This window comes from Shewanella sp. FeAMO, assembly GCF_053653955.1.
Window position 1 is genome coordinate 4,284,385 of sequence record NZ_CM132201.1, and the last position, 24,668, is coordinate 4,309,052.

The following is a 24,668-nucleotide window of genomic DNA, read 5'->3' on the forward strand; positions in this document are numbered from 1 at the left end:
TTGCGCAGTGTTGTCGGGATTAGCGCCGGACTTTCTATTCGCTCTGGGCTTTTATTCGCTCAGGGCTGTTGCCCCCAGAGGCAGCCACACCCGCACTCGGCAGCCGCGGCACTCGCGGCGGTTTTCCAGCTCCAGATGACCATTATGCTGGGTCACCACGTCGCGGCAGATAGCCAATCCCAGCCCCAATCCATCCTCCTTGGTGGTGGCGAAAGACAGCATTAATTCCGCCGCCGAGGCGCTCAACCCCGTGCCTGTATCCAAGAGTTCCAACAGCAACCACTCTCCCTTGGTCCCGGCGGCTGGGGGCGCGGCCTGATAGTCGAGTTTGAGTTGGATCTCCCGTTTACCCGATACCGCATCCAGGGCATCCATGGCATTTTTCAGCAAGTTAACCAGCATCTGACTCAGCCCCACTGCATCCCCCAGCAATGGCCGCTCCGGCCCGCGACGACTTATTTTGAGCTCGACGCCCTGCTGCTCCATCGGCCGCTGAAACAGCGCCAGTGCATCCCTGAGCAGCGACTCTATCACCACAGGCTCAGATTCTGCCCGGCGCCGACGCAACAAGCCGCGAATACGATGCACCACGGCCCCAGCGCGGATAGACTGATTATTGATCTTGGTCAGCACCTCACGCATGGCATCGGCGCGCTCGCCACAGCCCTCGGCGGCGCGCTGCTCCAGCACCATCATGGCGCCTTCGCTGTATTGGGTAATGGCGGCAATCGGCTGGTTGAGCTCATGCGCCAGCCCGGCGCCAATTTCGCCCAGAATAGCGGCACTCTGCATTCGTTCCAGTTGCAACTCTTTATCCCGCAGCTGTCGCTCTGTTGCCAGCAAGAATTCGCTCTTCTGGCGGAACTTGTACTCCAGCCACAGGTGGTAGAGAGTGGAGATCAGGAACAGTAACAGCAGCGCTCCGCCCCACTCTTTGTTCTTGCGTACCCAGTCGATGGCGGCTTCATACAAAGGGGGTGGGCCGCCGTGGAGATCCAGCTCCTCATACAGCTTGATCACCTTGAGCTGACTGATAGGAGCTGTCCAGCCCATGGTGTCGGCCTTGATCGCCGCTTCAGAGTCGGAAGGCAAGTCGAACAGCGCCCGGGTCACCGACTGGGTGATATGGCTGGGCACCAGGTCCGAGGCGGCAAATGACCAGTTGGGATAGAGGGCACTGCTGGTTTCACAGTCATAGCCCTCGGGCTTGACGCCGTTGATCACCCGATAGTCCTGGCGCTGCACCAAGCCGGTTTCCACCATCTCTTCCAGGGTACAGAAGGGAGTGATGGCGGCATCCACTGTGCGGTCACGCACCTGGTAAACCAGAGGCTCCAGCGGAAACCCCAGAAAACGCACCTCGCCGAAAAAACGCTTGGCGGCAAAGCCACGCTTATTCAGCAAGCCTACTGTCGCCTGATATCCCCCCAGCGCCTGAGGATCGCTGGCCACCACAGTGGCACCACGCAGCTCTTCAATATTACGCACCGGGCTGTCGGCCCGCACTATGATCGCCGAGCTGATGGCAAAGGTGGTTCCCTGATGCTTGCGACTGCGCATGGTGGCAAGCCAGGACAGGGGCAGCTTGCTGCTGAGACTAAGATACTGCCCCGGGTTGGTCACAATAAAGTGGATCCTGTGCTCCAGCAGTTGCTGGCTCATTTGATCAAAGGTCAGCGGCTCCACCTCGAAACGATTGCCGGGCAGCTGTTGGCTGAGATAACGCATCATGGGGCGCCATCTCTCTTTTGCCTGGGCAACCCCGTGATTGGCCAGTACCCCGACCCGAAACACAGCCTCTATGGGCTCGTCACCCATTTCGGCATCGGTCGCCGGTTCATACAGTTGCGCCGAAGCCGAAGCACACCCGGCCCCCAACAACAGTATCAAGATTAATATTCTGGCCATTCCAACTCCCCTTTCATCCATGAAGATAAGCTAATACAGACGGCGAAAAAATAACTTGATGGAGGGCAAATGTCGGCCAACACCTCAGTGATCTGGCTCTAAAAGCCAACAACCGGGTTTGAGCCCAGTCGCGACAAAGATTAGGATTGGCTTATTCACCCGAGAGAGGCAAGTATGTGACTGACACAGCGCTTTATTTGGTGGACGACGATGCCGCCGTCCGGGATTCACTTGGCTTTATGCTGAGCCAATTCGGTTACCGGCTGCAAGCCTTTGACAGCGGCCAGGCATTTCTCCAGGCCGCCGAATTGGAGGCGCCTGGCTGCGTAATCCTCGACAGCCGCATGCCGGAACTCACCGGCCAGCAGGTACAGCAGAGATTATTGGAGGCCAACAGCCCCTTGGGGATCATATTTCTCACCGGCCATGGCGATCTGCCGATGGCCGGTGACGCCTTTCGTCAGGGAGCCTGCGACTTTTTCCAGAAACCGGTTGCCGGCAAGGCGCTGGCCGCCGCCATCGAAAAAGCCTTCGACTACAGCCTCAAGACCCATGAACAGCAGCAACTACAGCAGAAATACGCCACCCTGACCGAGCGTGAGCAGCAGGTACTGCAGCTGCTGGTGCAGGGAATGACCAATAAACAGATGTCCGAAGCTCTCTATCTGTCGCTGCGAACCATAGAAGTGCATCGCGCCAAGATCATGAAAAAGCTTGGTGTTCACAGTATTGCCGAACTGATTAAGTTCACCCCCTTGGTTTGACCCTCTCCCGGGTGCGACAGCTTGTCGCACTTTGGCTGTTTAGCTTTGCCCCATCCGCGCACAAGACCCAAAATGGGTCATTCAAAACAACCAAAATCAATAAGATATGCGCTTTTCACCTTCTCCTCTCGCTCTGGCTTTACTGCCAATAATCGGTCTGGGCTCAGCCGCCAAGGCCAGTGATTCTCCCATGGAAGTGCTGGTGGTACGCGGCAGCGTACAGAGCAGCGTGCTGCAGACCTCGCCTGAAGCCACCGCGCCCAAGGCCGATATCAGTGGTCTGCTCAAGTCACTGCCCGGCGCCAACGTCAACAGTAACGGCCCGCTTACCGGCATAGCCCAGTATCGTGGCCTCTTTGGCGATAGAGTCGAAACCCAGGTCGGCGGCATGAGTATGGCCGGTGCCGGTCCCAACGCCATGGATACCCCCTTGAGTTATGCCGTACCTGTGATCACAGAGCAGTTAGAGCTGGATCGCGGCATAGCCCCGGTCGCCAGCGGCGTCGATACCTTGGGTGGCAGCATCCGGGTAGTGGAGTCCCAGGCACGTTTCGATGAAGTCAGCGGCCTGGTCAGCGGCCAATACCAGCACAATGGCGAGCAGAGCCGCATCGGCGTCAAGAGCAACTTCGGCGGCGAGCGTCAGGCACTCATGTTGTATGGCGACTTGTTCAAGGGCAATGATGTGCCCGAGAGCGGCGATAACCACCCACTGCTGCCAGGGGTCTACGACAAGCAGGTGTTCGGTGGTGAATACAGGTTCAACCTGGCCGACAGCAACGCCGATGATGAGTCGATAGCCTTCTCGTTCCAGCATCTGGAAACCACAGATGCCGCCACCCCGGCGCTGCCGATGGATATCGACTATATCCGCACCGACAGGTTCAAGCTCAGTGGTGAGCACCTGCTGGCCGATTGGCAAACGCGCTGGCATCTGGGCTACAGCGATGCCCGTCACGGCATGGACAACTTCAGTCTGCGAATGAAAATGCCTACCATGGCACCGCGCTACACCATAGCCGACTCCAAGAGTTTCGACGGCCATTGGCAAATGGCGAAAGACAGCTGGGAATTTGGCTTGGATTGGCGCCATGCCGAGCACGACACTGTGGTGACAGACCCCAGCAACAGCAAGTTCCGGGTGGATAACTTCAACGGTGTCAACGACAGTGTTTACAGCCTCTACGCCCAATGGCAGCAGGATTTTGGCCGGTGGAGCTGGCAACTGGGTAGCCGGGTGAAACACTACAGGTTTGATGCCGATCCCGTGAGTCACTCTATGGCGGCGATGAAACCGGTAATCAAGACCCTGATGGACAGATTCAATCAGGCCGATCGCAGCCAAAACGATACCGGGCTGGACTTGGTGATCAACGGCCGCTTTGAAATCGACAGTGAGCTGGATGCCATAATCGGCCTGGCGCGTAAACAGGCCAGTGCCAGCTATCAACAGCGCTATCTCTGGGTGCCGATGCAGTCCACCGGCGGCCTGGCCGATGGCCGTACCTATGTGGGCCAGATGGACTTGGAGCTGGAAACCGCCTGGCAACTGGAGCTGGGGCTGGATTTACACCGTCAGGATTTCAACCTGACCCCTAGGGTGTTTGTCCAAAGGATAGACAACTATATTCAGGGCCTGCCCACGGATGACCCCGCCGTTATCGCCGCCGGCGATGCCAACACTTTGGTGTTCAGCAATACCGACGCCCTGCTCTACGGCATGGATGTCAACGCCCACTGGCAGTTGCATGAACAGTGGAGCCTGGATCTGCAGGCAGCCTATACCTATGGTGAGCGCCGCGACGTGGAAGACAAGCTTTACCGTATCGCCCCACCCAACCTGACTCTGGGACTCAACTGGGATCAGGGCAGCTGGTTTGCCCGCCTGGAGACAGTAGCGGTTGCCGCCCAGGATAAGGTGTCGGCCACTCAGCTGGAGCAGGAAACTGCAGGCTACGGCTTGGTGAATCTGGCGGCCGGTTACCGCGGTGACAGCTTTATGCTCAAGGCCGGGGTCGATAACCTGCTGGACAGAGAATATGTCGATCATCTCGCCGGTTATAACCGGGTAATGGGCGGTGATATCGCCGTTGGCGAGCGTTTGCCACAACCCGGTCTCAACGCCTGGGTCATGGGCGAGTACCGTTTTTAAGGGCGCCCCGGTTGCCCGCTTAAGGGTTCATCCTCACCGTGCTCCCGCAGGCCGTTGAGATTTCCACTGCAATTGAACCTGCCCCGGCCTTTTCTCGTCTCGAAAGGCCGGGATTTTTTTAAGCAACAGGCTTCTTGGCCAGCTTGCGTTGCAGGGTGCGGCGATGCATTCCCAACTGGCGGGCGGTGGCCGAGACATTACCCTTATTGGCATTGAGTACCTGCTGAATATGTTCCCACTCCAAGCGCTTGGGGTGCAGCGGGGTTTCATCAGGCAGGGATGAAGCCGTGTGGGATTTAGGCTCGACTTTGAGTGCCGCCAGCAGTGTCCGGGTATCGGCCGGCTTGGCCAGATAGTTGTCTGCCCCCAGTTTCACCGCCTCCACCGCAGTGGCTATGCTGGCAAAGCCTGTTAGCAGCACAATACAGGCCTTGGGCAAGCTGGCTCGCAGCGGCACTATCAGGTTGAGGCCGTTGCTTTGCGCCAATTTCATATCCAGCAGCACATGGCTCGGTTGCCAGCTGCGGGCGCTGAGCAGTGCTTGGCTGGCATCTTCGGCATGGCAGCACTCGAAATCATGCCGCTGCATACGCCGTTTCAGAATGGCTGCCAGCGCCAGGTCATCTTCAACTATCAATAACCGCTTCATGCCGCATCTCCTTTACCGGCAGAAACCGGCAATAAGGGCAGACTGATACGCGCCTCACAGCCCTGTGGGCCGTTGTGCAACACCAGCTCGCCCCCCAGTTTCTCCAGGCTGGCGTGACTCAAGAGCACGGCAACCCCCATACCTGTGCGGCTCGCCACTGGCATCAGCCCAAGCTCGCCCAAGAGATGCGCCTCTATGCCTCGGCCATAATCCTTGATGTTAATTTCAAGCCGAGTGTCACCGAGGGAGTCGAAGCCAATTTCAACCTTGGGCTCGCCTGTATTGTTGAGGCTGGCCTTGGCGGCGTTATCCACCAGCGCCAGCAGCGCCGGCAATAGACTGGCATCTGTGATAATTTCACGTTCAGTCAGGCCAGCAGGCAGGGTGAGGCTGAAATCCACCTCGGGCATCAACAGCATGAGTTGCTGGCGCATATTTTGCCCCAGTGCCGCCAATGTCACGGCCTGACGGCGGCGCTCACGAATCGATTCGGTGGCGCGGCGCAGTTCATTGAGAGTGACTTCACAGCGGGACAGCGCTTGGCCCATTTGCGCCTGCGCCTCGGCATCCAGGCCCTCTTCCATGGCTTCATCCAGCAGTAATCTCAGGCTCGCCAGCGGCGTTGCCAACTGGTGTGCCATCTGCGCCGAAGCTGTGCCCAACGCCAGCAGTTGTTCCTGCCGCAGCTGATTTTCCCTCAGCCAACCAAGCTCGGTATCCTGGCGCCGCAGACGACGGCTTATCAGAGCGACACTGGTGGTCAACACCAGTGCCGATACCACAAAGTTAAGCCACATCCCCAGGAAGTGAGAGCTCATATCCATGCCGTGATGGCGCATATGCCCTTCCGGCAAGCTCAAGATCATCAGACTGTAGGCCAGGGTCGACAGCGCCGCCAGGCTCCAACTGCCCCAGGCGGGCAAGGTGACCGCCGCCAGCGCAATCGGCACCAGCAGCAGCGAAATAAAGGCATTGGTGGCCCCACCGGAAAACCACAGCCAGGAGATCCAAAACAGGGTATCTAGCAACAGGGCGATAAAGATACCGGCACTCTGGCGATAGAGGGGATGACGCAGCCACAGGGTCAAGGCCAGATAGGCGCTTTCCAGCCCAAACACCCACCACAAGGGTTCAGGCTGCAGCGTCAGGCCAAAGGCATCGCTGCCGAGCAGGGTCAGCCCCAGTTGCAGCAGCAACCCCAAAACCCGCAGCAACGCCAGTTGATCGGCCGCCGCCAGGCCACCGGTTCGACCAAATATGCCATCCATTCCCATCCGGGTGCTTTTCATTCGTCTATTATCCGAAAACCTGCAAAGGCGTTGAGGCGGCAGATATGCCAAGTTGGCTGTGGTGTCACAAGACTCAGGGATATCAATGCCTACCGCTATCGCCTTGGCACAGCTGCTTTACATCATTAACAAGGCTTCACATTTTAGGGACTTTTCAAAGCCAAAGCACTTGTTTACCCTGTGGATTCACCTTTTTTCATTCCTGAGAGGCTGCAGAACCCGCCGATGACCACTTCCTCTTCCTTGCCGCTGATCCTGGCCGGCCCGATATTGCGCCACTGCGACTGGGACCATTTCACCCTCTGGTGGGTCAGCAGCAAGCCGTTGAGCCCGCAATTGACGCTTAAGTTGAGTCACAAGTCGGCGCCCTTGCCGTTGAATGAAGAACAAGTGCACAGAGTACAACTGGGCGAACATGCCTGGCAGTATCTGCTGCACCTGGAGGTTCCCGGATTGCTGCCCCAAGGGCAAGCCGTGGGTTACAGCTTGGAAGATGCCGATGGTCAGTCGCTGTTCGCCGATATCGAAGGCCTGTGTTATCCGGATAAATCCACCCCCGAACTGGTGCTGCAGCCCAGGCTGGATCGTTTGCTGCACGGCTCCTGTCGCAACCCGCATCATCACAGCGGCGACGCACTGGTGGCGGCCGATACTCTGCTGGAGCAGAACAATGCCCCTGCCGAGCGACCGGCGCTGCTGATGTTGAGCGGCGATCAGCTCTATGTCGATGATGTGGCTGGCCCCACCCTGGTGGCCATTGCCCAGGTAATAGCGCTGCTGGGACTAAAACAGGAAAGCTTTAGCGACGCCCCGCTCAAAGACTCGGCGCAGATAGATTATGGCCCAGACTCCCTCTACCTGCGGCCAAAGCAGCTCTTGCCCCGAACCCAGTATCCGGCCAAGACAGCACTCTGGCGCTGGTATATCAACCACCCCATATTCACCTCCTCGATGGCAGAAAACCATCTGCTGAGCTTCGCCGAAGTTACTGCCCTGTATCTTTTAATCTGGTCGCCGGAACTGTGGCAGCAACTGGAACTGCCGCAACAGTTGCCCGGGCTGAGCGGTAAACGGGCACAGGAGTGGCAGGCCCAGTGGCAACATCTGTTGGAGTTCAAGGCTGGCCTTGGCAAGGTTAGGCGCCTTTTGGCGCATCTGCCTACCTATATGATTTTCGACGATCATGACATTACCGACGACTGGAACCTGACGGCCCGCTGGGAAGAGGCCGCCTATGGCCACGCCTTCTCCAAGCGCATCATAGGCAATGCCTTGCTGGGTTACACCCTGTTTCAGGCTCTCGGCAATCAACCCAAGAGGTTTACCGACTTTTTCGAAGAGCTGAGCGGCCTCTATCTGGCCGACAGTGAGCGCCAGGATGCCCTGATAGACAAGCTGCTCAAGTGTGAGAACTGGCACTACACCCTGGATACTCAACCCAGAATGGTGGTACTGGATACCCGTACCCGCCGCTGGCGCAGCGAATCCAACCTGGCCAAGCCTTCCGGGTTGATGGATTGGGAGGCGCTGATGGATCTTCAGCAGGCACTGCTGGGGCAGGATAAGGTCATCATAGTGTCGGCGGCACCGATTTTCGGGGTCAAACTGATTGAGGCGGTGCAGCGCACGGCCACCCTGATCGGAGCTTCGCTGCTGGTGGACGCCGAAAACTGGATGGCGCACCCTGGCGCCGCCAACGCCCTGCTGTCGATCTTCATGCACAGACGTACCCCGCAGGAGTTTGTGATCCTCTCCGGCGATGTGCACTACTCCTTTGCTTATGACATAGGGATCCGCTTTCGCCGCGCCAGTCCCAACATTTACCAGATCACCGCCAGCGGCATCAAAAATCAGTTCCCGGAAAAGCTGCTGCCTGTGTTTGATAAGCTCAACGGTTGGCTCTATGGGCATTTCTCGCCGCTCAATCTGCTGACCAAACGCAAACGTATGTCGATCCGCGGCCGCCGCCCCAATGGGGAACGCAGCAAACGCCTGGTCAACCAAAGCGGTATCGGCCTCCTGGAACTGGCAGAAAACGGCGCCCCCAAGCGGATAGCCGTACTGCATGCCGATATGAGCCTGACCGAGTTTCAAGCGCCCAAAGAGAGCCGCGACTGACAAAGGCTCAAGCTTGCTCACCTGCCTTTGGAGTCGTTTTCGGCGGATTGATATCAGGAGTGGTTATCGTCTCCTTGACAACTTCCGAGGCACAGGCGTCTGGATAAAGCTCATCATAGACATCCAGCGCCCTATCACGGAAAGAAAGCACGATGTAACCTATCAGCAACTCCAGTGCAATCACCACAACACCATACCAAGAGCCAAACAACTTAAGGAACAGATCCCAAAGCTCAGCGGTATCACCGCTCTTGATCGCGATACCGGCCAAACCGGACAAGGGCAAGATCAATATGGTTACACCAAAAGCAGTCAACAGATTAGTACTTATTTTAATTAAGGTTTCCGCATGTACTTCTCTGGCTTTACGACTCCTTTGCTCCACTTTCATTTGTCACATCCTTTTATTGACCTAATACAATCAAAATAACTGTTACTTTGGCTAATGTTAACCATCTCTAGCAAGTACAGCACCCACCTCTCGACTGCAATACAACACACTGAATGGCTACCTGCTCCAATTCATATGTTCCCATTGAAGTAATGGCGCATCGACCGGCTTGTGGCATACTCAGGCGAAACCACCTTGGGAGCCTAAGATGCATCTGTGTCACTGCCAACTTGAGCAACATGGCGAGGCGATACGCGCCATCTTCAACCATGCCATTGCCCATACCACAGCCCTTTATGAATACCAGCCAAGGAGCGAGCAGCAGATCCGCGACTGGTTCGGCGCCAAACAGCAAGGCAACTGGCCGATTCTGGGCGCCGAGGATGAGCAGGGACAACTGTTGGGATTTGCCAGCTTAGGCCCCTTTCGCGGCTATCCGGCCAATCTCTATTCGGTGGAACACTCTGTGTATGTGCACCCGGAGCATAGAGGCAAAGGGGTAGCGCGCTTTCTGATGCAGCATTTGATAACCCAGGCCCGGGAGCGCGGCATGCGCACCATGGTGGGCGCCATAGATGCCGGAAACCAGGCCAGTATCGCCCTGCACCTGAAGTTGGGGTTCAAACACTCAGGCACCCTACCCCAGGTGGGCTATAAGTTCGGTCGCTGGCTGGATTTGGCGTTTTATCAGCTTATGCTGCCGGGACCTGCCGAGCCCAAAGAGAACTAACTCTATTCTGGCGCGAGTCGATTTTCGTCTTATACCCCTGAAAAAATTCATCATTCCCGGGCAATCCGCCAGCAGCCATCTACACTTATTCAAGCGTATTTGCGAATAAGGGAACCCGATTAGATGACACTGGATTATATCGCACTGGGGATGCTGATCTTTGTCGCCCTGGTGATCTTCTACGGGGTGATAGTGATCCACGACATCCCCTACGAGCTGGCCAAGAAACGCAACCACCCCCATCAGGACGCCATTCACTATGCCGGCTGGGTGAGCCTGTTTACCCTGCATGTGCTGTGGCCGTTTCTGTGGATCTGGGCCACACTCTGGCGCGAGGACAGGGGCTGGGGCTTTGACAAAATCCAACAGGAGCAGCAATCACTGCACCATGAAACCGTACTCCTGGCGCAACAGTTGGAGCTATTGAGTGAAAAAGTCGCCGCCCTGGAAGCCCAAAAGCATGCCGCAGAGGCTCTTGCAGCGCCGAGTGCCCAAGTCCAAGTCCAAAGCCAAAACCAAGCCCCAACCCAAGTCCAAACATCTTCAGAAGAGCCCCCAGCCGCCCCCAAACCCACCAGCGGCGTGGACTTGGATACGGCAACAGACTCGGCCGACATTCCAGGTACAGATAATCAGACCCAGAGCAATAACAAAAATGGGGAGAACAGATAAATGGATCTCTTGCTTATCCTAACTTATACCGCCATCTGCGTCGCCATCTTCAAGATTTTCCGCATCCCGCTCAACAAGTGGAGTGTGCCCACCGCCGTGCTCGGCGGAGTAGTACTGATAGGCACCTTGATTTTGTTGATGAACTACAACCATCCCCATACCGCCATGGGCAGCCAGATGTATGTCACCACCCCGCTGATCCCCTCGGTGCGCGGCAAGGTCATAGAAGTACCCGTCATCCCCAACAAACTGCTGAAGGAGGGCGAGCTGCTGTTCCGGGTCGATCCGACTCCTTATCAGACAGAAGTCACCCGGCTGGAGGCCAGCCTGGAGCAGGCCAAACAGGCGGTATTGGGGCTGGACGCCGCCTATAAGGCCGCCGAGGCCAGTCGCATCAAGGCCGAGGCCGAACGGGACAGAACCCAACTGGAATATGAGCGCTACCGCAGCGGTTTTGAAAAAGGCGCCTTTACCCGCGCCGATGTCGACAACCGTCGTCAGTATTATCTCGGCGCCCAGGCCTCAGTAGAGGCGGCCGAGGCCGAAGCCCGGCGCGCCAAGCTGGCACTGGAAGCCGAGTATCAGGGGCAAAACACCCAGGTGGCCGAAATTGCCGCCATGTTGGAAAAAGCCAGATTCAATCTGGAAGAAACCAGCATGCGCGCCCCCTCAGACGGTTATGTGACCCAGTTGACCCTGAGACCGGGAATGATGGTGGTGCCCATGCCCCTCAGGCCTGTGATGACCTTTGTCCATCAAGAGGAGCGCTTTTTTGTCGGCGCCTTTAGGCAAAACTCGCTGCTGCGGCTGAAACCCGGTTTCAAGGCCGAGCTGATCTTCCGCGCCCTGCCGGGCAAGGTGTTTCAAGCCGAAGTGATCGAAGTGCTGCCGGCCATAGGTGAATCTCAGGTGCAGGCGCAGGGGCAGCTCTATGGCTCGTCACAAATTCGCCTCAACGGCCGGCCACTGGTAAAACTCAAGCCGCTGGATGATCTGAGTCAGTATCATTTGCCACTGGGCACCAATGTGGAGATCGCCATCTATTCCGATAGCTTTGAGCATGTATCAATCATGCGTAAAGTATTGATAAGGATGAAAAGCTGGCAGAACTATCTCTATCTGGATCACTGATATTCCTTATCGACGCAAAAGCCTTTGGCAAGAGTAAAAAGCCCCAGGAACACTCCCGGGGCTTTTTTGTATCCCATCTCAGCCTCAGCTGATGGCGGCCTCGGGAGCCGCCTGGAAGCGCCTAGCGTGATAGAGGCAGAAGAGTGCAAACCAAGCGGCACTCACCAGGAAACCGGCCAGGGTGGAATGCAGCAGCCCCATGGCCAGATACCCCAGCGCCGCCCCGAAGGCGACGGTCAGGGCATAAGGCAACTGGGTCAGCACATGATCTATATGGTGACAGCCGGCGCCGGTGGCCGACAAAATACTGGTACTGGAGATGGGCGAGCTGTGATCGCCAAACACAGCGCCGGCCAGCACAGCCGACAACATGGGCAGCAGGAGTTGGATATCGCTGGCGGCGGCCATATCACCGGCGAGTGGCAACATGATACCAAAAGTGCCCCAGCTGGTGCCTGTGGCAAAAGCCATTGCACAGGAGAGCACAAACACCACCACAGGCAGCAGCCCTGTGGGCAGGTTGCCGTTGGCCAGGCTGGCGAGATATTTGCCGGTTTCCATGTCACGCACCACGGCGCCTATGGTCCAGGCAAACAGCAGTATGTTGATCGCCGGCAACATGGCCATGACGCCTCTGGGGGCGGCGCGCAGCCAAGTGGATATCCCAAGACCGAGACGCAGAGCCAACAGGCCGGACACCGCCAGGCTGCAAAGGGCGCCATAAACCAAAGACGAACCCACATTGGTATGTTCAAAGGCGCCCAGCACACTGAAGGCCTGACCATTGGCGGCCAATACCTGAGCCCCGGAGTCCAGCATGAAATAGATACTCGCCGCCGTCAGTGTCACTATCGGCAACACCATATCCAGCATGCCGCCGCGGCTGTCGGCCGGGGCTTCCATATCCAGCCCTATTGGCCGGCCCTTGGATTCATCCCAGAGCTTGCCTTCGAGCGCCCGCTGCTCATGCTGTCGCATCGGCCCAAGATCCAGTTGGAAGGCGATGACTACCACCACCATGATCAGGGTAAATACCGCATAGAGATTCATGGGGATCATCTGCACAAAGGCGGCGATCGGGCTCTGCTCTGTCACCCCATGGGCCACGAGTATGCCGCCCACCAGGGCGATGATATAGGCCCCCCAAGAGGAGATGGGCATCAATACGCACACGGGTGCCGCGGTTGAGTCCAGCAGATAGGCCAACTTGGCGCGGGAGATCTGGAATCTGTCGGTCACAGGGCGGCAAATGGGCCCCACCGACAGACTGTGGAAGAAGTCGTCAATAAAGAAGGCAAACACCATCAAGCCGGTGAGCGACTTGGCGCTCTTGCGGCTCTGGCAGCGCCTGGCGGCCCATTCGGCGAAGGCCCGGGTCGCACCCGAGGCGGTCATCAAGCTGATAAGCCCACCCAGCAGCAGCATAAACAGCAGCATATTCAGGTTATCGCTGTTGGGAGCACCATCGACCCAGAAGATTTTCAGCACACTGTCAAACAGGTAGCGCAGCGATTGCAGCGGTGAAAACTGCTGCAACATCAGGCTGCCGGCGACTATGCCAACCCCGAGGGAGAGCAGTACTCTACGGGTGATGATCGCCAGCGCAACCGCCAGCAGAGGAGGAACTATGGACCAGGGAGAGTCCGCAAAATGCATGATATTCATGATCTCTTTACACCTAAAACAACTAAGGTGGAGATCTACCGATAGGATCGAAGAAACTCAGACCAAGGAGGGCAGAAACTTCTCAGCTCCTTCAGGTAGCGCTCCATAGTGGATGACTATGGCAGTCCTGCACCTGTTAGATACAGAACCAGCAGCTAGGTTTGATGGCCTGGCTACTTCGGCGCCGACTCCTTTCCCCGGGCCTCAAAGGCATCACCCTCTTCCCGGTTACTCTTAGGCAGCGCGCCTCTACTCAAAGGTATTCGACTGGCATTCTAACTATCACGGCCCCAATAGCAAGCCAGATTGTGCCTCTGGCGGTAAATATCCCTCCCGGTTGGCATTAAGCCTTTGGCAAGTGACTCATGTCTGGGCTCGCAAATGCCAACTCCGGCTGTTGACGGCAACCACAGCTACACCTAGGATCGCCCTCCCCTACCGCGACACTGAAATAACAATTAAAGGTGTGCAAATGACTCTGTTACAACGTTTTTGTGTGGCACTCTGTGCCTTGTTCTCCAGCCATTCCATGGCAACGCCCACCCGGTCACCTATACTGCTGCAAGGCGCCATGGATGTCGAAGTCGACACCCTGGTTCAGGCCCTGAAAGACCCCAAACAGACAACTCTTGGTTCCTGGACTTTCTGGCAAGGCACTCTGGATGGCTATCCTGTCATAGTGTCCCGTACTGAAATAGGTATGGCCAATGCCGCCGCCTCCACCACACTGGCGATAGAAAAATTTCAACCCGGTTTTATTATCAACCAGGGCACCTCCGGCGGCCACGACCCGGCGCTGCACCGCGGCGACATAGTATTGGGGAAATACAGCTTCAATATGGGTTCCTATCGCAGCGATCTACACCCCAAAGGCCAGGGCATAGATCCCAAACGCTGGCATAACTTCGATGTCACCATGCGTTTGCGTCAGGATGGCAAGCTGGTGGAACACAAGCGCTTTGATGCCGATCCCAAGCTGCTGGCTCTGGGACAACAACTGGCGTCAGCTTATCGCCATGGCAAGGTAGTGACCGGCGTGATCGGCAGTGCCGATGAGTGGAACCGCGAAGTCGACCGCATCGAGTGGCTGCACCAAACTTATCAAACCTCGGCCGAAGAGATGGAAACCGCTGCGGCCGCCCTGGTTGCCAAGGCCTATGCGATCCCTTTTATCGGGATTCGGGTACTCTCCAATACCGACCTGCACGGCGAAGAGTTTGAGCCACAAACCGCTATCCACTGTCAGCAGTTTGTCATTGAGTACACCAAGAAGTTGATCGCAGGTTTGGAAGGTAAATAAGTCGCGAGGACTTCAAAGTAAAAGCCGGTGATATTGTCCACCGGCTTTTGTTTTTTCAGGCCCTCATCTTAAGCTAGCTCGCCGGCGATAAGAAAATGGCCTCCACCTCTTTGGCCAGTGTCTGCCAGCCCAGTTTCGAATAGCCTTGCTGGTAACGGTATTCCCAAACCTTGGTTTCCGACTCGGGTGCTTGTTTTCGCTGGATAACCAAGCGGTAGTCATCCATCGTTGGTGACTCTGGCTCCGGCAATGACAGGCTGGCAAAAGTCTGCTTGCTCTCGGCACAGCTCTGGCCGCGATACCGAATAAACACCTGCAAACCCGTATCGAAATCCTTGTCATTAATTTGGGATTGAATCTCGCTGCCGGGCACAGTGTATTCCGTCTCATTCACCAGGCAGAGTCGTTGTTTGTGGGTCTTTCCGACTTGCGCTGTAACATTGGCGAATACGGTTGATGGGCTGGCGACCAGGCTGAATAAACCTATTCCCAGTAGTGTCAGACGGGTCAATTTCATCGGCACACTCCTTATGCAAGATTGATTGGCTCTGGCTCATTCAAGCATAAAAAGCGTCCAGAGACTGCCTCAAAGGAGCAACAAATTGTATCTGCTGTTTCAAAATCACCTACAACTCACCAACATCAAACAAGCGATATTAGCAGATAAAACAAACAATGCGGGCACCACCAGGGGGCCCGCATCATAACTGTCAGACAGGATAACTTGGGTTTAGTCACGCAGCTTGTAGCTGACCTCGACCCTGTCGGAGAAAGTTACCTGACCATACTCATAGCTCTGGTTGATAGCGCCTTCAGCCATCATGGCGGCCTTGTACATCACAGGGCGCACCGGGCCTTGGTCGAAATAACGAATCGACCAGACGCCATCGAGTTTCTCGCCGAATCCGGCCGCCAGCTCACTGGCCTTTTGCTTGGCATCTTCAATGGCCGCCTGCCGCGCCTGCTTGCGCATCTCGGCTTCTTTACTGGACTTAAGGTTGATCTGGTTCACCTTGTTGATCCCGCCTATTAGCGCCGAGTCCAGTATGGGGTTGAGCTGATCCAACTGTTTCACCAACACTGTCACACTGCGACTGGCGCGATACCCCTTGAGCTCAGGCGCCTTGTCCTTGAGGTAAACATACTCAGGTTGCAGATTCAGATTGGCGGCGGCAATCGACTCCTTGGCGACCCCGGCCTTGAGCAGGCGCTCGATAAAAGCGGCCACAGCCTTGTCGGATGCGGCCTTGGCCGCCTTGGCATCAGATTCGCTTAATGACACTTCAACATTGATTTCGGCCATATCGGGCTCAACCTGTATCTGGCTGACACCTGTAGTTTCCAACAGAGGTCTATCCTGAGCCAGTACCGAGTGGCTCATCAGAGTAGCGGGTAACAGTGCGCCTATCAGCGCCAGATTCAGCAGAGATTTTTTCATCTTGGTTCTCCAAAAAGTTCGCTTTCGTTGACCATAGAAACGCAGCCGGCTGACAAAAGGGTTAAAAAAATCAAAAAATTTTTCAACGACGTTTTGAAGCGGCAACCGAGATGGCAACATAGAACATAAATTAACCAGCCCAACTGTACCTTTTCTATGGCTGAGGTATAATCGCCGCCAATTTTACCGGCACCCAAGCGTGCTCCATCAGCTTTAGCATTGCGGAAAACAGCTCTTGAAGAAATCAGTCGACATTTTTGATCCCAAGCAGACCACGACTCTGGACACTCCGGCCAAGACTCTGGCACAGGAAAACAGCCCTGCCGAGGCCCAAACCAGCGGCAATCGCATCGGCTTTGTCAGCCTGGGCTGCCCCAAGAACCTGGTGGATTCCGAGCGGATCCTCACCCAACTGCGCATCGACGGCTATGAGGTCACCAACAGCTATGACAATGCCGACCTGGTAATAGTCAACACCTGTGGCTTTATTGATGCCGCGGTGGAAGAGTCGCTGGATGCCGTGCGTGAAGCGTTGGAAGAAAACGGCAAGGTGATAGTCACCGGCTGCCTGGGCGCCAAGGAAAACCAGATCCGCGAAGTGCATCCGGATGTACTGGAGATCACCGGCCCCCACAGCTATGAAGCCGTACTGAACCATGTGCACAAGTATGTGCCCAAGCCAGAGCACAACCCCTTTACCTCGCTGATCCCGCAAGCCGGCGTTAAGCTGACCCCCAAGCATTATGCCTACCTGAAGATTTCCGAAGGCTGCGACAACCGCTGTACCTTCTGCATCATTCCGGCGCTGAGGGGCGATCTGGACAGCCGCAGTGTCGGCAGCGTGCTGGATGAAGCCAAACGCCTGGTGGAAAGCGGCGTTCAGGAGATTCTGGTCGTCAGCCAGGACACCTCGGCCTACGGCAAAGACAAGGGCGGTCGCACCGACTTCTGGAACGGCATGCCGGTGAAGCAGGATATCACTACCCTGGCCCGCCATCTGGGCAAGATGGGTGTGTGGGTACGCCTGCACTATGTCTACCCTTACCCTTGGGTCGATGAGCTGATCCCGCTGATGGCCGAAGGACTGATCCTGCCCTATCTGGATCTGCCACTGCAGCACGCCAGCCCTCGTGTGCTCAAGATGATGAAGCGCCCCGGCCGGGTCGACCGCCAGTTGGACGCCATCAAGAAATGGCGAGAAATCTGCCCGGATCTGGTGATCCGCTCAACCTTTATCGTTGGCTTCCCCGGTGAAACCGAAGAGGATTTCGAAATCCTGCTGGACTTCCTGCGTGAAGCAAGACTGGACCGAGTGGGCTGCTTCAAGTACTCGGAAGTCGATGGCGCCGTGGCCAATACCTTGGCAGAGCTTATCAGTGAAGAGGTCAAGCAGGACCGCTATGAGCGTTTCATGCAGGTGCAGGCCGAGATCAGTGCCGAGCGGCTGGCGCGCCTGGTAGGCCGTGAGCTGGATGTCCTTATCGATGATGTGGACGAGGAAGGCGCCATTGGCCGCTGCTATGCCGATGCGCCTGAAATCGACGGCATGGTATTCCTCAACGGGGAAGTGGAACTGAGCCCAGGGGACATGGTGCGTGCACTGATCACTCATTCTGATGAGCACGATCTGTGGGCCGAACTGGTGCAGATGCCGGAATAAACTCTCCCAACACCTTGGGGAAATCTTTCTTGAGGTGTCAGCAGGGTGAAAAGATTAGAGTCATAAAATCAAAAGGGGCAACACCCTGTTGCCCCTTTCCATTGCGTCCTTTACGACTGTATGATCCTTTGCCCTTCTTCGGCTTCTCGCTGCGACAGCGAAACAGTGAACTGGTCACCACGGCCTTGAGGGCGTTATCTTTGATCTGTCCACGACCGGATTCATGTTCCAGCAGTGCGGTCTGCTTAATATATTTGGCCATATCGGCTCCTTATTTCAGTGGAATGAGACTTGCCCGACCATACCGGACAAAAATCGCGCAAATACTACTCCCTTTTGTACCAATAACCAAATATCTTAATCTTGGCCCAAAGTACAATGTCGCGTTTCGCCTTATTCATGTTATTAAAAACAATCACTATTCAGTCTGTTTCAGTCAATCCGGGAGGGTTTGTTCTGTGATATTCAGGTTCTGTTGTCTGGCGCTGCTGGCACTCGCTTGTTCACCACAGCTGCTTGCCGCAGAAACCTGTGAGCTGACCATGGGGTATCGCACCAATGCCAGGGCCCCCTATATTGCTGAAGCACCGGATAACAGTGGCCTCTATCTCAGCCTGTATCAAGAGGCGGCGGCAAGAATAGGTTGTAGTCTCAAGGTAGTACGAGCGCCGAAAAAGCGCATTCTCTGGGAAATTGCCAAGGGCAATATCGACTTCTATCCCGGGCTGGCCTTCTCCAAAGAGCGCCACGACTACGCGCATTTCATCGCCAACGGCCTGTCTGAACGCTATATCGGCGTCAGCCGCGCCGACTTGAGTGACATCACCTCGTTGCAGCAATTGGTGGATAAGCAGCTGGTGCTGCTTATCTCCCCCGGCAGCTATCAGCTGGGTGGTTTACCGGACAAATTGATAGTGCGCAAGCCTCCGGACATGAGCACAGACTCGGCGATAGCCTTTCTCAAACAGCATCAGGGTGATTTCTATGTCTACGATGAATCAACCCTGAGATATTGGCTGAAAACCCATCCTCAGCACGGGCTGAAACTGCATCCCTACTGCTGCGATCACAGGCGACAAGGACACCTGGGCTTCTCACGCAAGAGCCGTTATTTCAGTGCCGGAGCCAATCCAAATTATATTGCCGACAGGCCGATATCCATTGACAACAGCCCTTGGGAGTTGCAGCCGGACAGCCTGGCCTACGCACTGCAGCAGGCCTTGCAAGACATGGCCGAAAGCGGTGAAACCGAGCGGCGTTATCAATACTATATGCAGCAGGTATCACAAGCGGCGGCTGTGCCCTAATTCCCCTGTTCATACAAGGAGTATTGCCCCCTATTCCATTGATACATTTTGGATCAATTCAGCCTGAGTCCAGCATCTAATGGGTACACTACTGCTTTTGGGTCGCAAAGAGTTGTAATATGTTTTCCCGCAAGCCGTTGACGCCACAGGCACAGCTGGACTTGGCCATGACCTTGATGGCCGAAGAGGAGCAGCGCCTGCAAAACGCCCTTGAGCTGGTACTGCACAGCAGTCAGCAAGCGATAACAAAACGCCTGCAACGGGCCAAAATCGATGCCGATATCTTCCCGCCGGTTCATCAGGACTATCTCAATGCCATGGCACTGCAACATCTGTTCACCATGCTGCATCAGGGAGACGAGCAAAGAGCCAACAGCATCTGCAATAACCTAAGAGAACTCAGCCAATGCCTACAGCCCGCCATTCAGGACAATGCCCACTGCGAAGAACAATATCGGCCGGTTTAATGCTGCTTTGTGGCTTGGCGCTAATTCCCGCTTCCAAGGCCCAGAGCAAATCACCCCAAGTCACTCCCGACCAGAGCACATCCGAGTTATTGTTACAACTGGATCAGCGGCTGCTCGCCAGCCGCAGCGCAACCAAAACCTTGAGCGACTGGTGTGATGAATATCAACTGGCCACAGACGCCAGCATTCGCGCCGAAGGAGAAAAGCATTTTATTCATGATGCTCCCAAGGAGGTCTACCGTCAGCTTAAAGTGGCGCCGGGAAGCCGACTAGGCCATCGCAAGGTGCGTCTTATCTGTGGCGATAGAGTGTTATCTGTCGCTGACAACTGGTATGTGCCCGAGCTCCTTACCCAGGAGATGAATCAACAGTTACAGCTTACAAAAACCCCGTTCGGCACCGCCGTCAAGGCACTGGACTTCAGGAGAGAAAACCTCCAGAGCCTGAAGCTGTGGCAAGGGAGCAAAGTGCTGCCGCCATTTGTATTGCAACACAAGGCGCTGCTTTTGCGAGCCGATGACAAGCCCTTTAGCCTGGTCATTGAGCGTTACACCAGTGAACTGCTTCCCAAGTCGTCCGCAAAACAGCCAAGCATGGCGCAGTAATCCCTCAAAAACAGTAATCCAAGTTGATAAAAAAGCCCGCTTTAACTGCGAGCTTTCAGTCTTTGGCAGGCTTAGTTACCGGCTATCTTCATCTCATCGAGCAAGATTGCCCCGGTACGGATGCTGGAGCGCAAATCCCTGTCGCTGGAAACCGCCTGCATGGAGCGGTACATCTGCTTCAGGTTGCCGGCTATGGTGATCTCCTCGACCGGGAACTGGATTTCGCCATTCTCGACATAGAAGCCGGCGGCGCCTCGGGAATAGTCGCCGGTGACCATATTCACGCCCTGGCCCATCACCTCAGTGACTATGATCCCGCGGCTCATGGAACGCACCAACTCATCAAAACTGTGGCCGGTATCGGCCAGCGTCCAGTTATAGATGCCGCCGGCATGGCCGGTATTGACCAGTCCCAGCTTGCGCGCCGAGTAACTGGTCAGCAGATAACTCTCCAGTATGCCGTCACGGACTATGTCCCGCTCACGGGTCGCGACCCCTTCGCTGTCATAGTTGGCACTGGCCAGGGCACCCTTGAGATGCGGCTGCTCGGCAATGCTGAACCATTCAGGGAAAATCCGGGTGTGGATAGCATCCTGCAGAAAGCTGGACTTGCGATACAGGCTTGAGCCACTGATGGCGCTGACCAGATGCCCCACCAGACCTGTGGCCACTTCGGGCGCAAATAGCACGGACATTTTGCCGGTTGCCAGTTTGCGGGCACCGAGACGGGCAACCGTCTTATCGGCGGCCTTAATCCCCACCTGCTCCGGGCTCAACAAGGCGTCGAAGCGGCGGTTGATACCATAGTCATAGTCGCGCTGCATATCGCCGTTTTCTTCGGCGCCAATCACCACACAGCTCAGGCTGTAGCGCGAGCTGCAGTAACCCTGCAGGAAACCATGGCTGTTGCCATAGACCTTGACGCTGTTGTGGGCGTTGGCACTGGCACCATCCGAATTCTTGATCCTCGGGTCTCTGTCCAGCGCTGCAGCTTCGGCGCGAATGGCCAACTCGGCCAACTCTTCCGGGCTGGTGTGACGGGGATGATAGAGATCCAGATCGGGAAAATCTTTCGCCATCAACTCAGAGTCGGCCAACCCGCTGGCAGGGTCTTCACTGGTATAGCGGGCGATACCATCGGCGGCCTTAACCGCCTGGCGAATCGCCTCCGGCGACAGATCCGAAGTGGAAGAACTGCCCTTGTGTCCATCGCGATACAGGGTGATCCCCAGCGCGCCATCCTTGTTGAATTCGACCGTTTCCACCTCCTTGAGGCGAGTGGAAACACTCAGACCCTGTTGCTTGCTGATGGCCACCTCGGCAGCACTGGTGCCCAGGCTATTGGCATACTCCAGCGCCATTGCCACCGCGTCTTTCAACGCACTCAGTTCACTATCAATAAAATTTGCAGACACAGGTTTACTCTTGAATTGGCTAAACTGCCCCTAGCATAACAAAAGCCGGCTTTATTCACATAACCACGACAGATCAATTTTGCTGCCGTAGAAGACGAAGCGCCAAGGGGGATGCTACAATCAGCGCCAGTATCAGAGGAAAGACTTTATGAAAATAGTTGGCGATTCAGAGCATTTTAAACAGCCTTATGATGAGGACGAGGACTATATCAGCAAGACCTCGCTCAAACGCGACAGTGAAGAGGCTCAGGATCTGGGCAAACAGCTGGCAGCGCTGAGCAAGAGTCAGTTGGCCAAAATTGAGCTGGGTGAGTCCCTGTTTGATGCCATCATGCAAACCAAGAACATCAAGCCCAATACCGAGGCCTTCCGTCGTCAGTTGCAGTTTATCGGCAAGCTGATGCGCAACGAAGATCTCGAGGCGATTCAGACCTCGCTTGAGCGGGTACTGAACAAGAACAACGAAGCGGCCGCCAAGGCTCAGGTATTTGAGAAGTTGCGTGACCGTTTGCTCAGTGGTGGCGATGCCGAAGTGCAGTCCTTGCTGGAGGAGCACCCGCAACTGGACAGACAAAAACTCAGGCAACTGGTGCGTCAGGCCAACAAAGAGCTGGCCAAGGGGCCTCAGTCCAAGTCCTCTGCCGAGCTGTTCAAGTATTTGCGCAGCGAATTGGAAGACTGATTCAGTCTACCATACCATAAAAAACGCCGGCCTTGATGCTGGCGTTTTTTGTTGCCAAGACGTTATAATCCGGCGCGGATAACACGGAAAAGTAATACCCCACAGATATCGCATCCAATAAAGGACGGATTAATGCGTAAATTGACTCTTGCCTCACTGGCTTGTACCGGCGCACTGCTGGCAGGCTGTAGCTCAACCCCACAACCCATCATAGCCCAGGAAAAAACCGTCGAAGTGAAAGGCCAAACGCTGAAGCTCGGTGGACGCTATTTTTCCGATAAAAAGAAACTGGAACTGACAGTCAACGGTGACCCCATAATGCGCGGCACCTTCCCTCCATATACCCCAACCCAAAACCTGGGTGGCCGTTATAAAGAGATGGAGATCGACGGCAAGTGCTACTTCGGCTCCGTGCTCGGTAGTCAGGGCGGCGCCTTTGGCATTATTGCCAGCGCGGTGCAATCCTCAAAATCCAGCAACGGCGACAAGTGCGAAATCCTGGTTGACGGTAAAGCCGTCGAAAACCTCTATTTCTAACGTTCAACCCAGCTAGATGTGTCCGTGTTATCCCGCACCACATCTGTGAAATTGGCTGAAGCTGTGCCTAAGGAAGGTGCGAACAAGTCCCATGTGTGCTCTGCGTCGGCTTACAGGCCTGGATGCAAGGCGTGGTTCGCAGCAAATGGCCCTAGTCCTTTGCAAGAAGCACAACACAGCAGGCAGGCCTGTAAGCCACGCCCTTCGGGGCTTTCACAGCAACCGGCTCTCTGCGTTATCCGACTTCGACAGGCCTCGGCATGCCTTCAGTCAGATGCCTTGAACGCCAATTGCTGTGCAAGCCAGAGTGCCACGAGGACTTATTTGCACCTTCCCTAAGTCAAAAAGTCCCATGCCCCTGTTTCACCGGCTAATTTCATCATATTTCATGTAAAAACTTGTGAAATCTCAAGGCTGATCTGCTTTGGATCACAGATAGCGACAAGCCATTCCCTATAATCCCTCCGCCCTTTCCCAAGGGGTATAGCTTTTACATAAGCAATTAGAAAATAAGAATATTATCACGTAAAAAGGAACGCATTGCCATGACAGCAACCAGCTATCAGCCGGGAGAGATCCGCGGACTGATCCAGATAGATGCGCTCAAATGCAAAGGGTGTGACGCCTGCAAACAGTTCTGTCCCACCCATGCTATTGAGGGCGCATCCGGTGCCCCCCATAAGATTGATGAAGAGCGTTGCCTGAGCTGCGGCCAGTGTCTGATCAACTGCCCGTTCGGCGCCATTCATGAAACCCAGAGTGCCTTGGATACTGTGCTGACCAAGCTCAAGGATCCCGATACTCAGGTGGTCGGTATTCTGGCTCCGGCGGTACGGGTTGCCATAGGTGAAGCTTTCAACCTGCCCAAGGGGCAACTGCTGACCAACAAACTCTACGGCGCCATGCACCAGGCCGGATTCAGGATCTTCGACTGCAACTTCGCCGCCGACCTGACCATTATGGAAGAAGGCTCTGAGTTCATTCACAGGCTGCATGCCAATGTGCGCCAGGAGCCAGGCGCCGGCAAGCTGCCGCAATTCACCTCCTGCTGCCCGGGCTGGGTTCGCTTCCTGGAAAACGAATACCCCAGCCTGCTGCCACATCTTTCCACCGCCAAGTCGCCACAGCAGATGGCCGGGACTGTGGCCAAGACCTACGGCGCCAAGGTGTATGAGATGGCTCCGGAAAAGATCTTCACAGTGGCAGTTATGCCCTGCACCTCGAAAAAACTCGAGGCCTCGCGCCCTGAATTCAACTCTGCCTGGCGCTTCCATCAGCAACACGGCAGCGATGCCGCCCCTTACGCCGATGTGGATGCTGTGCTGACCACCCGCGAGATGGCCGAGCTGCTCAAGCGCCTCGATATCCATCTGCCGGATGTGGCCGAATATAAGGGTGACAGCCTGTTTGCCCAATATACAGGGGCCGGCACCATTTTCGGTAACACTGGTGGCGTGATGGAAGCCGCGGTGCGTACCGCACACAAGGTGCTCACAGGTGAAGAGCTGGCCAAGCTGGAACTGGCACCGGTGCGCGGTCTGGAAGGCGTCAAGGAAGCCGAACTCACCATTCATGACCAACAGCTCAAACAAGATGTGCAGTTGAAAGTCGCCGTGGTGCACGACATGGGTCGCAATATCCGCCCCTTGCTGGAACAGGTGATGGCCGGCACGTCCCCTTACCACTTTATCGAAGTGATGAACTGCGCCGGTGGTTGCGTCAATGGTGGCGGTCAACCTATCAACGGCTCAGGCACATCCTGGGTTGCCCAACTGTAAGGAGTTGCTC

The 24,668-nt window shown here is 55.8% G+C and carries 22 protein-coding genes, 1 pseudogene and 1 riboswitch; of the genes and pseudogenes, 14 read left to right on the plus strand and 9 right to left on the minus strand.

From position 1 onward, the window contains the following. Positions 1–51: 51 nt before the first annotated feature. On the minus strand, positions 52–1,818 hold the full coding sequence (locus ACWAU4_RS19195; RefSeq protein WP_129586083.1) for a sensor histidine kinase: 1,767 nt from the start codon (positions 1,816–1,818) through the stop codon (positions 52–54). 236 nt (positions 1,819–2,054) lie between these two features. Here ACWAU4_RS19195 and ACWAU4_RS19200 point away from each other — a divergent pair, with 236 nt between their 5' ends. Together ACWAU4_RS19200 and ACWAU4_RS19205 are read left to right on the plus strand one after the other, a co-directional pair. Then, positions 2,055–2,672: a response regulator transcription factor gene (locus ACWAU4_RS19200; RefSeq protein ID WP_454290347.1), complete on the plus strand. Its 618-nt coding sequence runs from the start codon at positions 2,055–2,057 to the stop codon at positions 2,670–2,672. Positions 2,673–2,778: 106 nt separating this feature from the next. Next, on the plus strand, positions 2,779–4,824 hold the full coding sequence (locus ACWAU4_RS19205; RefSeq protein ID WP_144134090.1) for a TonB-dependent receptor: 2,046 nt from the start codon (positions 2,779–2,781) through the stop codon (positions 4,822–4,824). A 118-nt stretch (positions 4,825–4,942) separates the two neighbouring features. On the opposite strand, the gene ACWAU4_RS19210 is transcribed toward ACWAU4_RS19205, so the two are convergent. Then, complete coding sequence (locus ACWAU4_RS19210) at positions 4,943–5,473, minus strand: response regulator transcription factor (RefSeq protein WP_025010206.1); 531 nt, start codon at positions 5,471–5,473, stop codon at positions 4,943–4,945. Then, entirely contained in the window at positions 5,470–6,762 is a 1,293-nt protein-coding gene (locus ACWAU4_RS19215) for an ATP-binding protein (protein WP_371873755.1), read from the minus strand. The genes ACWAU4_RS19210 and ACWAU4_RS19215 overlap by 4 nt, the downstream gene beginning before the upstream one ends. Positions 6,763–6,987: 225 nt before the next feature. Here ACWAU4_RS19215 and ACWAU4_RS19220 point away from each other — a divergent pair, with 225 nt between their 5' ends. Next, a complete protein-coding gene (locus ACWAU4_RS19220; protein WP_454290348.1) occupies positions 6,988–8,880 on the plus strand; it encodes an alkaline phosphatase D family protein in 1,893 nt (630 codons plus the stop codon). Between the two features lie 7 nt (positions 8,881–8,887). On the opposite strand, the gene ACWAU4_RS19225 is transcribed toward ACWAU4_RS19220, so the two are convergent. Continuing rightward, complete coding sequence (locus tag ACWAU4_RS19225) at positions 8,888–9,271, minus strand: hypothetical protein (RefSeq protein ID WP_025010208.1); 384 nt, start codon at positions 9,269–9,271, stop codon at positions 8,888–8,890. A gap of 208 nt (positions 9,272–9,479) precedes the next feature. Here ACWAU4_RS19225 and ACWAU4_RS19230 point away from each other — a divergent pair, with 208 nt between their 5' ends. From ACWAU4_RS19230 to ACWAU4_RS19240, 3 genes and pseudogenes are all read left to right on the plus strand, one after another. Then, on the plus strand, positions 9,480–10,001 hold the full coding sequence (locus tag ACWAU4_RS19230; RefSeq protein ID WP_025010209.1) for a GNAT family N-acetyltransferase: 522 nt from the start codon (positions 9,480–9,482) through the stop codon (positions 9,999–10,001). Between the two features lie 123 nt (positions 10,002–10,124). Next, a pseudogene (locus ACWAU4_RS19235) lies at positions 10,125–10,359 on the plus strand (DUF3302 domain-containing protein); the annotation flags it as partial. A gap of 314 nt (positions 10,360–10,673) precedes the next feature. Continuing rightward, positions 10,674–11,804 carry an HlyD family secretion protein gene (locus ACWAU4_RS19240; RefSeq protein WP_044735277.1) on the plus strand — a complete coding sequence of 377 codons (1,131 nt, stop codon included), beginning with the start codon at positions 10,674–10,676 and terminating at the stop codon, positions 11,802–11,804. Between the two features lie 84 nt (positions 11,805–11,888). Here the strand turns inward: ACWAU4_RS19240 and ACWAU4_RS19245 are convergent, their stop codons facing one another. Beyond that, positions 11,889–13,469, minus strand: coding sequence for a Na+/H+ antiporter NhaC family protein (locus ACWAU4_RS19245; protein ID WP_454290349.1), 1,581 nt, complete (start codon positions 13,467–13,469; stop codon positions 11,889–11,891). An 88-nt stretch (positions 13,470–13,557) separates the two neighbouring features. Next, a riboswitch (Lysine riboswitch) is annotated at positions 13,558–13,729 on the minus strand. A 212-nt stretch (positions 13,730–13,941) separates the two neighbouring features. On the opposite strand from ACWAU4_RS19245, the gene ACWAU4_RS19250 reads away from it, so the two are divergent. Then, the gene (locus ACWAU4_RS19250; RefSeq protein ID WP_454290350.1) at positions 13,942–14,769 is read left to right on the plus strand and encodes a 5'-methylthioadenosine/S-adenosylhomocysteine nucleosidase; all 828 of its coding nucleotides are present in this window, start codon (positions 13,942–13,944) and stop codon (positions 14,767–14,769) included. Between the two features lie 73 nt (positions 14,770–14,842). Here the strand turns inward: ACWAU4_RS19250 and ACWAU4_RS19255 are convergent, their stop codons facing one another. Together ACWAU4_RS19255 and ACWAU4_RS19260 are read right to left on the minus strand one after the other, a co-directional pair. After that, entirely contained in the window at positions 14,843–15,286 is a 444-nt protein-coding gene (locus tag ACWAU4_RS19255) for a hypothetical protein (RefSeq protein ID WP_025889600.1), read from the minus strand. A 213-nt stretch (positions 15,287–15,499) separates the two neighbouring features. Then, positions 15,500–16,207, minus strand: coding sequence for an oxidative stress defense protein (locus ACWAU4_RS19260; protein ID WP_025889598.1), 708 nt, complete (start codon positions 16,205–16,207; stop codon positions 15,500–15,502). A 235-nt stretch (positions 16,208–16,442) separates the two neighbouring features. Here ACWAU4_RS19260 and rimO point away from each other — a divergent pair, with 235 nt between their 5' ends. Continuing rightward, on the plus strand, positions 16,443–17,867 hold the full coding sequence (rimO, locus tag ACWAU4_RS19265; protein ID WP_039033558.1) for a 30S ribosomal protein S12 methylthiotransferase RimO: 1,425 nt from the start codon (positions 16,443–16,445) through the stop codon (positions 17,865–17,867). Positions 17,868–17,904: 37 nt separating this feature from the next. Here rimO and ACWAU4_RS19270 read toward each other — a convergent pair whose 3' ends face one another. Continuing rightward, positions 17,905–18,129 carry a ribosome alternative rescue factor ArfA gene (locus tag ACWAU4_RS19270; RefSeq protein ID WP_025010215.1) on the minus strand — a complete coding sequence of 75 codons (225 nt, stop codon included), beginning with the start codon at positions 18,127–18,129 and terminating at the stop codon, positions 17,905–17,907. A gap of 196 nt (positions 18,130–18,325) precedes the next feature. Here ACWAU4_RS19270 and ACWAU4_RS19275 point away from each other — a divergent pair, with 196 nt between their 5' ends. From ACWAU4_RS19275 to ACWAU4_RS19285, 3 genes are all read left to right on the plus strand, one after another. Further along, on the plus strand, positions 18,326–19,174 hold the full coding sequence (locus ACWAU4_RS19275) for a substrate-binding periplasmic protein (RefSeq protein WP_071238683.1): 849 nt from the start codon (positions 18,326–18,328) through the stop codon (positions 19,172–19,174). A 119-nt stretch (positions 19,175–19,293) separates the two neighbouring features. Next, positions 19,294–19,641: a hypothetical protein gene (locus tag ACWAU4_RS19280; protein WP_028780651.1), complete on the plus strand. Its 348-nt coding sequence runs from the start codon at positions 19,294–19,296 to the stop codon at positions 19,639–19,641. Continuing rightward, positions 19,641–20,246 (plus strand): hypothetical protein, encoded by a 606-nt coding sequence (locus ACWAU4_RS19285; protein WP_071238682.1) that lies wholly within the window; start codon positions 19,641–19,643, stop codon positions 20,244–20,246. The genes ACWAU4_RS19280 and ACWAU4_RS19285 overlap by 1 nt, the downstream gene beginning before the upstream one ends. A gap of 71 nt (positions 20,247–20,317) precedes the next feature. Here ACWAU4_RS19285 and pmbA read toward each other — a convergent pair whose 3' ends face one another. Next, positions 20,318–21,661: a metalloprotease PmbA gene (pmbA, locus tag ACWAU4_RS19290; protein ID WP_082052621.1), complete on the minus strand. Its 1,344-nt coding sequence runs from the start codon at positions 21,659–21,661 to the stop codon at positions 20,318–20,320. Between the two features lie 148 nt (positions 21,662–21,809). Between pmbA and yjgA the strand changes: the two genes are divergently transcribed. The 3 genes from yjgA to ACWAU4_RS19305 all read left to right on the plus strand — a co-directional run bounded on the left by yjgA (position 21,810) and on the right by ACWAU4_RS19305 (position 24,658). Next, entirely contained in the window at positions 21,810–22,343 is a 534-nt protein-coding gene (gene yjgA / locus ACWAU4_RS19295; RefSeq protein ID WP_093983809.1) for a ribosome biogenesis factor YjgA, read from the plus strand. A gap of 132 nt (positions 22,344–22,475) precedes the next feature. Beyond that, a complete protein-coding gene (locus tag ACWAU4_RS19300; RefSeq protein WP_025010220.1) occupies positions 22,476–22,880 on the plus strand; it encodes a putative periplasmic lipoprotein in 405 nt (134 codons plus the stop codon). A gap of 545 nt (positions 22,881–23,425) precedes the next feature. Beyond that, positions 23,426–24,658 carry a [FeFe] hydrogenase, group A gene (locus ACWAU4_RS19305; protein ID WP_025888294.1) on the plus strand — a complete coding sequence of 411 codons (1,233 nt, stop codon included), beginning with the start codon at positions 23,426–23,428 and terminating at the stop codon, positions 24,656–24,658. Positions 24,659–24,668: the final 10 nt, after the last annotated feature.

Coding starts and splice junctions, on each gene's coding strand:
- ACWAU4_RS19195 (WP_129586083.1), bottom strand. CDS start 1,818: ATGGGTGACGAGCCCATAGAGGCTGTGTTTCGGGTCGGGGTACTGGCC.
- ACWAU4_RS19205 (WP_144134090.1), top strand. CDS start 2,779: ATGCGCTTTTCACCTTCTCCTCTCGCTCTGGCTTTACTGCCAATAATC.
- ACWAU4_RS19210 (WP_025010206.1), bottom strand. CDS start 5,473: ATGAAGCGGTTATTGATAGTTGAAGATGACCTGGCGCTGGCAGCCATT.
- ACWAU4_RS19215 (WP_371873755.1), bottom strand. CDS start 6,762: ATGAAAAGCACCCGGATGGGAATGGATGGCATATTTGGTCGAACCGGT.
- ACWAU4_RS19220 (WP_454290348.1), top strand. CDS start 6,988: ATGACCACTTCCTCTTCCTTGCCGCTGATCCTGGCCGGCCCGATATTG.
- ACWAU4_RS19225 (WP_025010208.1), bottom strand. CDS start 9,271: ATGAAAGTGGAGCAAAGGAGTCGTAAAGCCAGAGAAGTACATGCGGAA.
- ACWAU4_RS19230 (WP_025010209.1), top strand. CDS start 9,480: ATGCATCTGTGTCACTGCCAACTTGAGCAACATGGCGAGGCGATACGC.
- ACWAU4_RS19240 (WP_044735277.1), top strand. CDS start 10,674: ATGGATCTCTTGCTTATCCTAACTTATACCGCCATCTGCGTCGCCATC.
- ACWAU4_RS19245 (WP_454290349.1), bottom strand. CDS start 13,469: ATGAATATCATGCATTTTGCGGACTCTCCCTGGTCCATAGTTCCTCCT.
- ACWAU4_RS19250 (WP_454290350.1), top strand. CDS start 13,942: ATGACTCTGTTACAACGTTTTTGTGTGGCACTCTGTGCCTTGTTCTCC.
- ACWAU4_RS19255 (WP_025889600.1), bottom strand. CDS start 15,286: ATGAAATTGACCCGTCTGACACTACTGGGAATAGGTTTATTCAGCCTG.
- ACWAU4_RS19260 (WP_025889598.1), bottom strand. CDS start 16,207: ATGAAAAAATCTCTGCTGAATCTGGCGCTGATAGGCGCACTGTTACCC.
- ACWAU4_RS19270 (WP_025010215.1), bottom strand. CDS start 18,129: ATGGCCAAATATATTAAGCAGACCGCACTGCTGGAACATGAATCCGGT.
- ACWAU4_RS19280 (WP_028780651.1), top strand. CDS start 19,294: ATGTTTTCCCGCAAGCCGTTGACGCCACAGGCACAGCTGGACTTGGCC.
- ACWAU4_RS19285 (WP_071238682.1), top strand. CDS start 19,641: ATGCTGCTTTGTGGCTTGGCGCTAATTCCCGCTTCCAAGGCCCAGAGC.
- yjgA (WP_093983809.1), top strand. CDS start 21,810: ATGAAAATAGTTGGCGATTCAGAGCATTTTAAACAGCCTTATGATGAG.
- ACWAU4_RS19300 (WP_025010220.1), top strand. CDS start 22,476: ATGCGTAAATTGACTCTTGCCTCACTGGCTTGTACCGGCGCACTGCTG.
- ACWAU4_RS19305 (WP_025888294.1), top strand. CDS start 23,426: ATGACAGCAACCAGCTATCAGCCGGGAGAGATCCGCGGACTGATCCAG.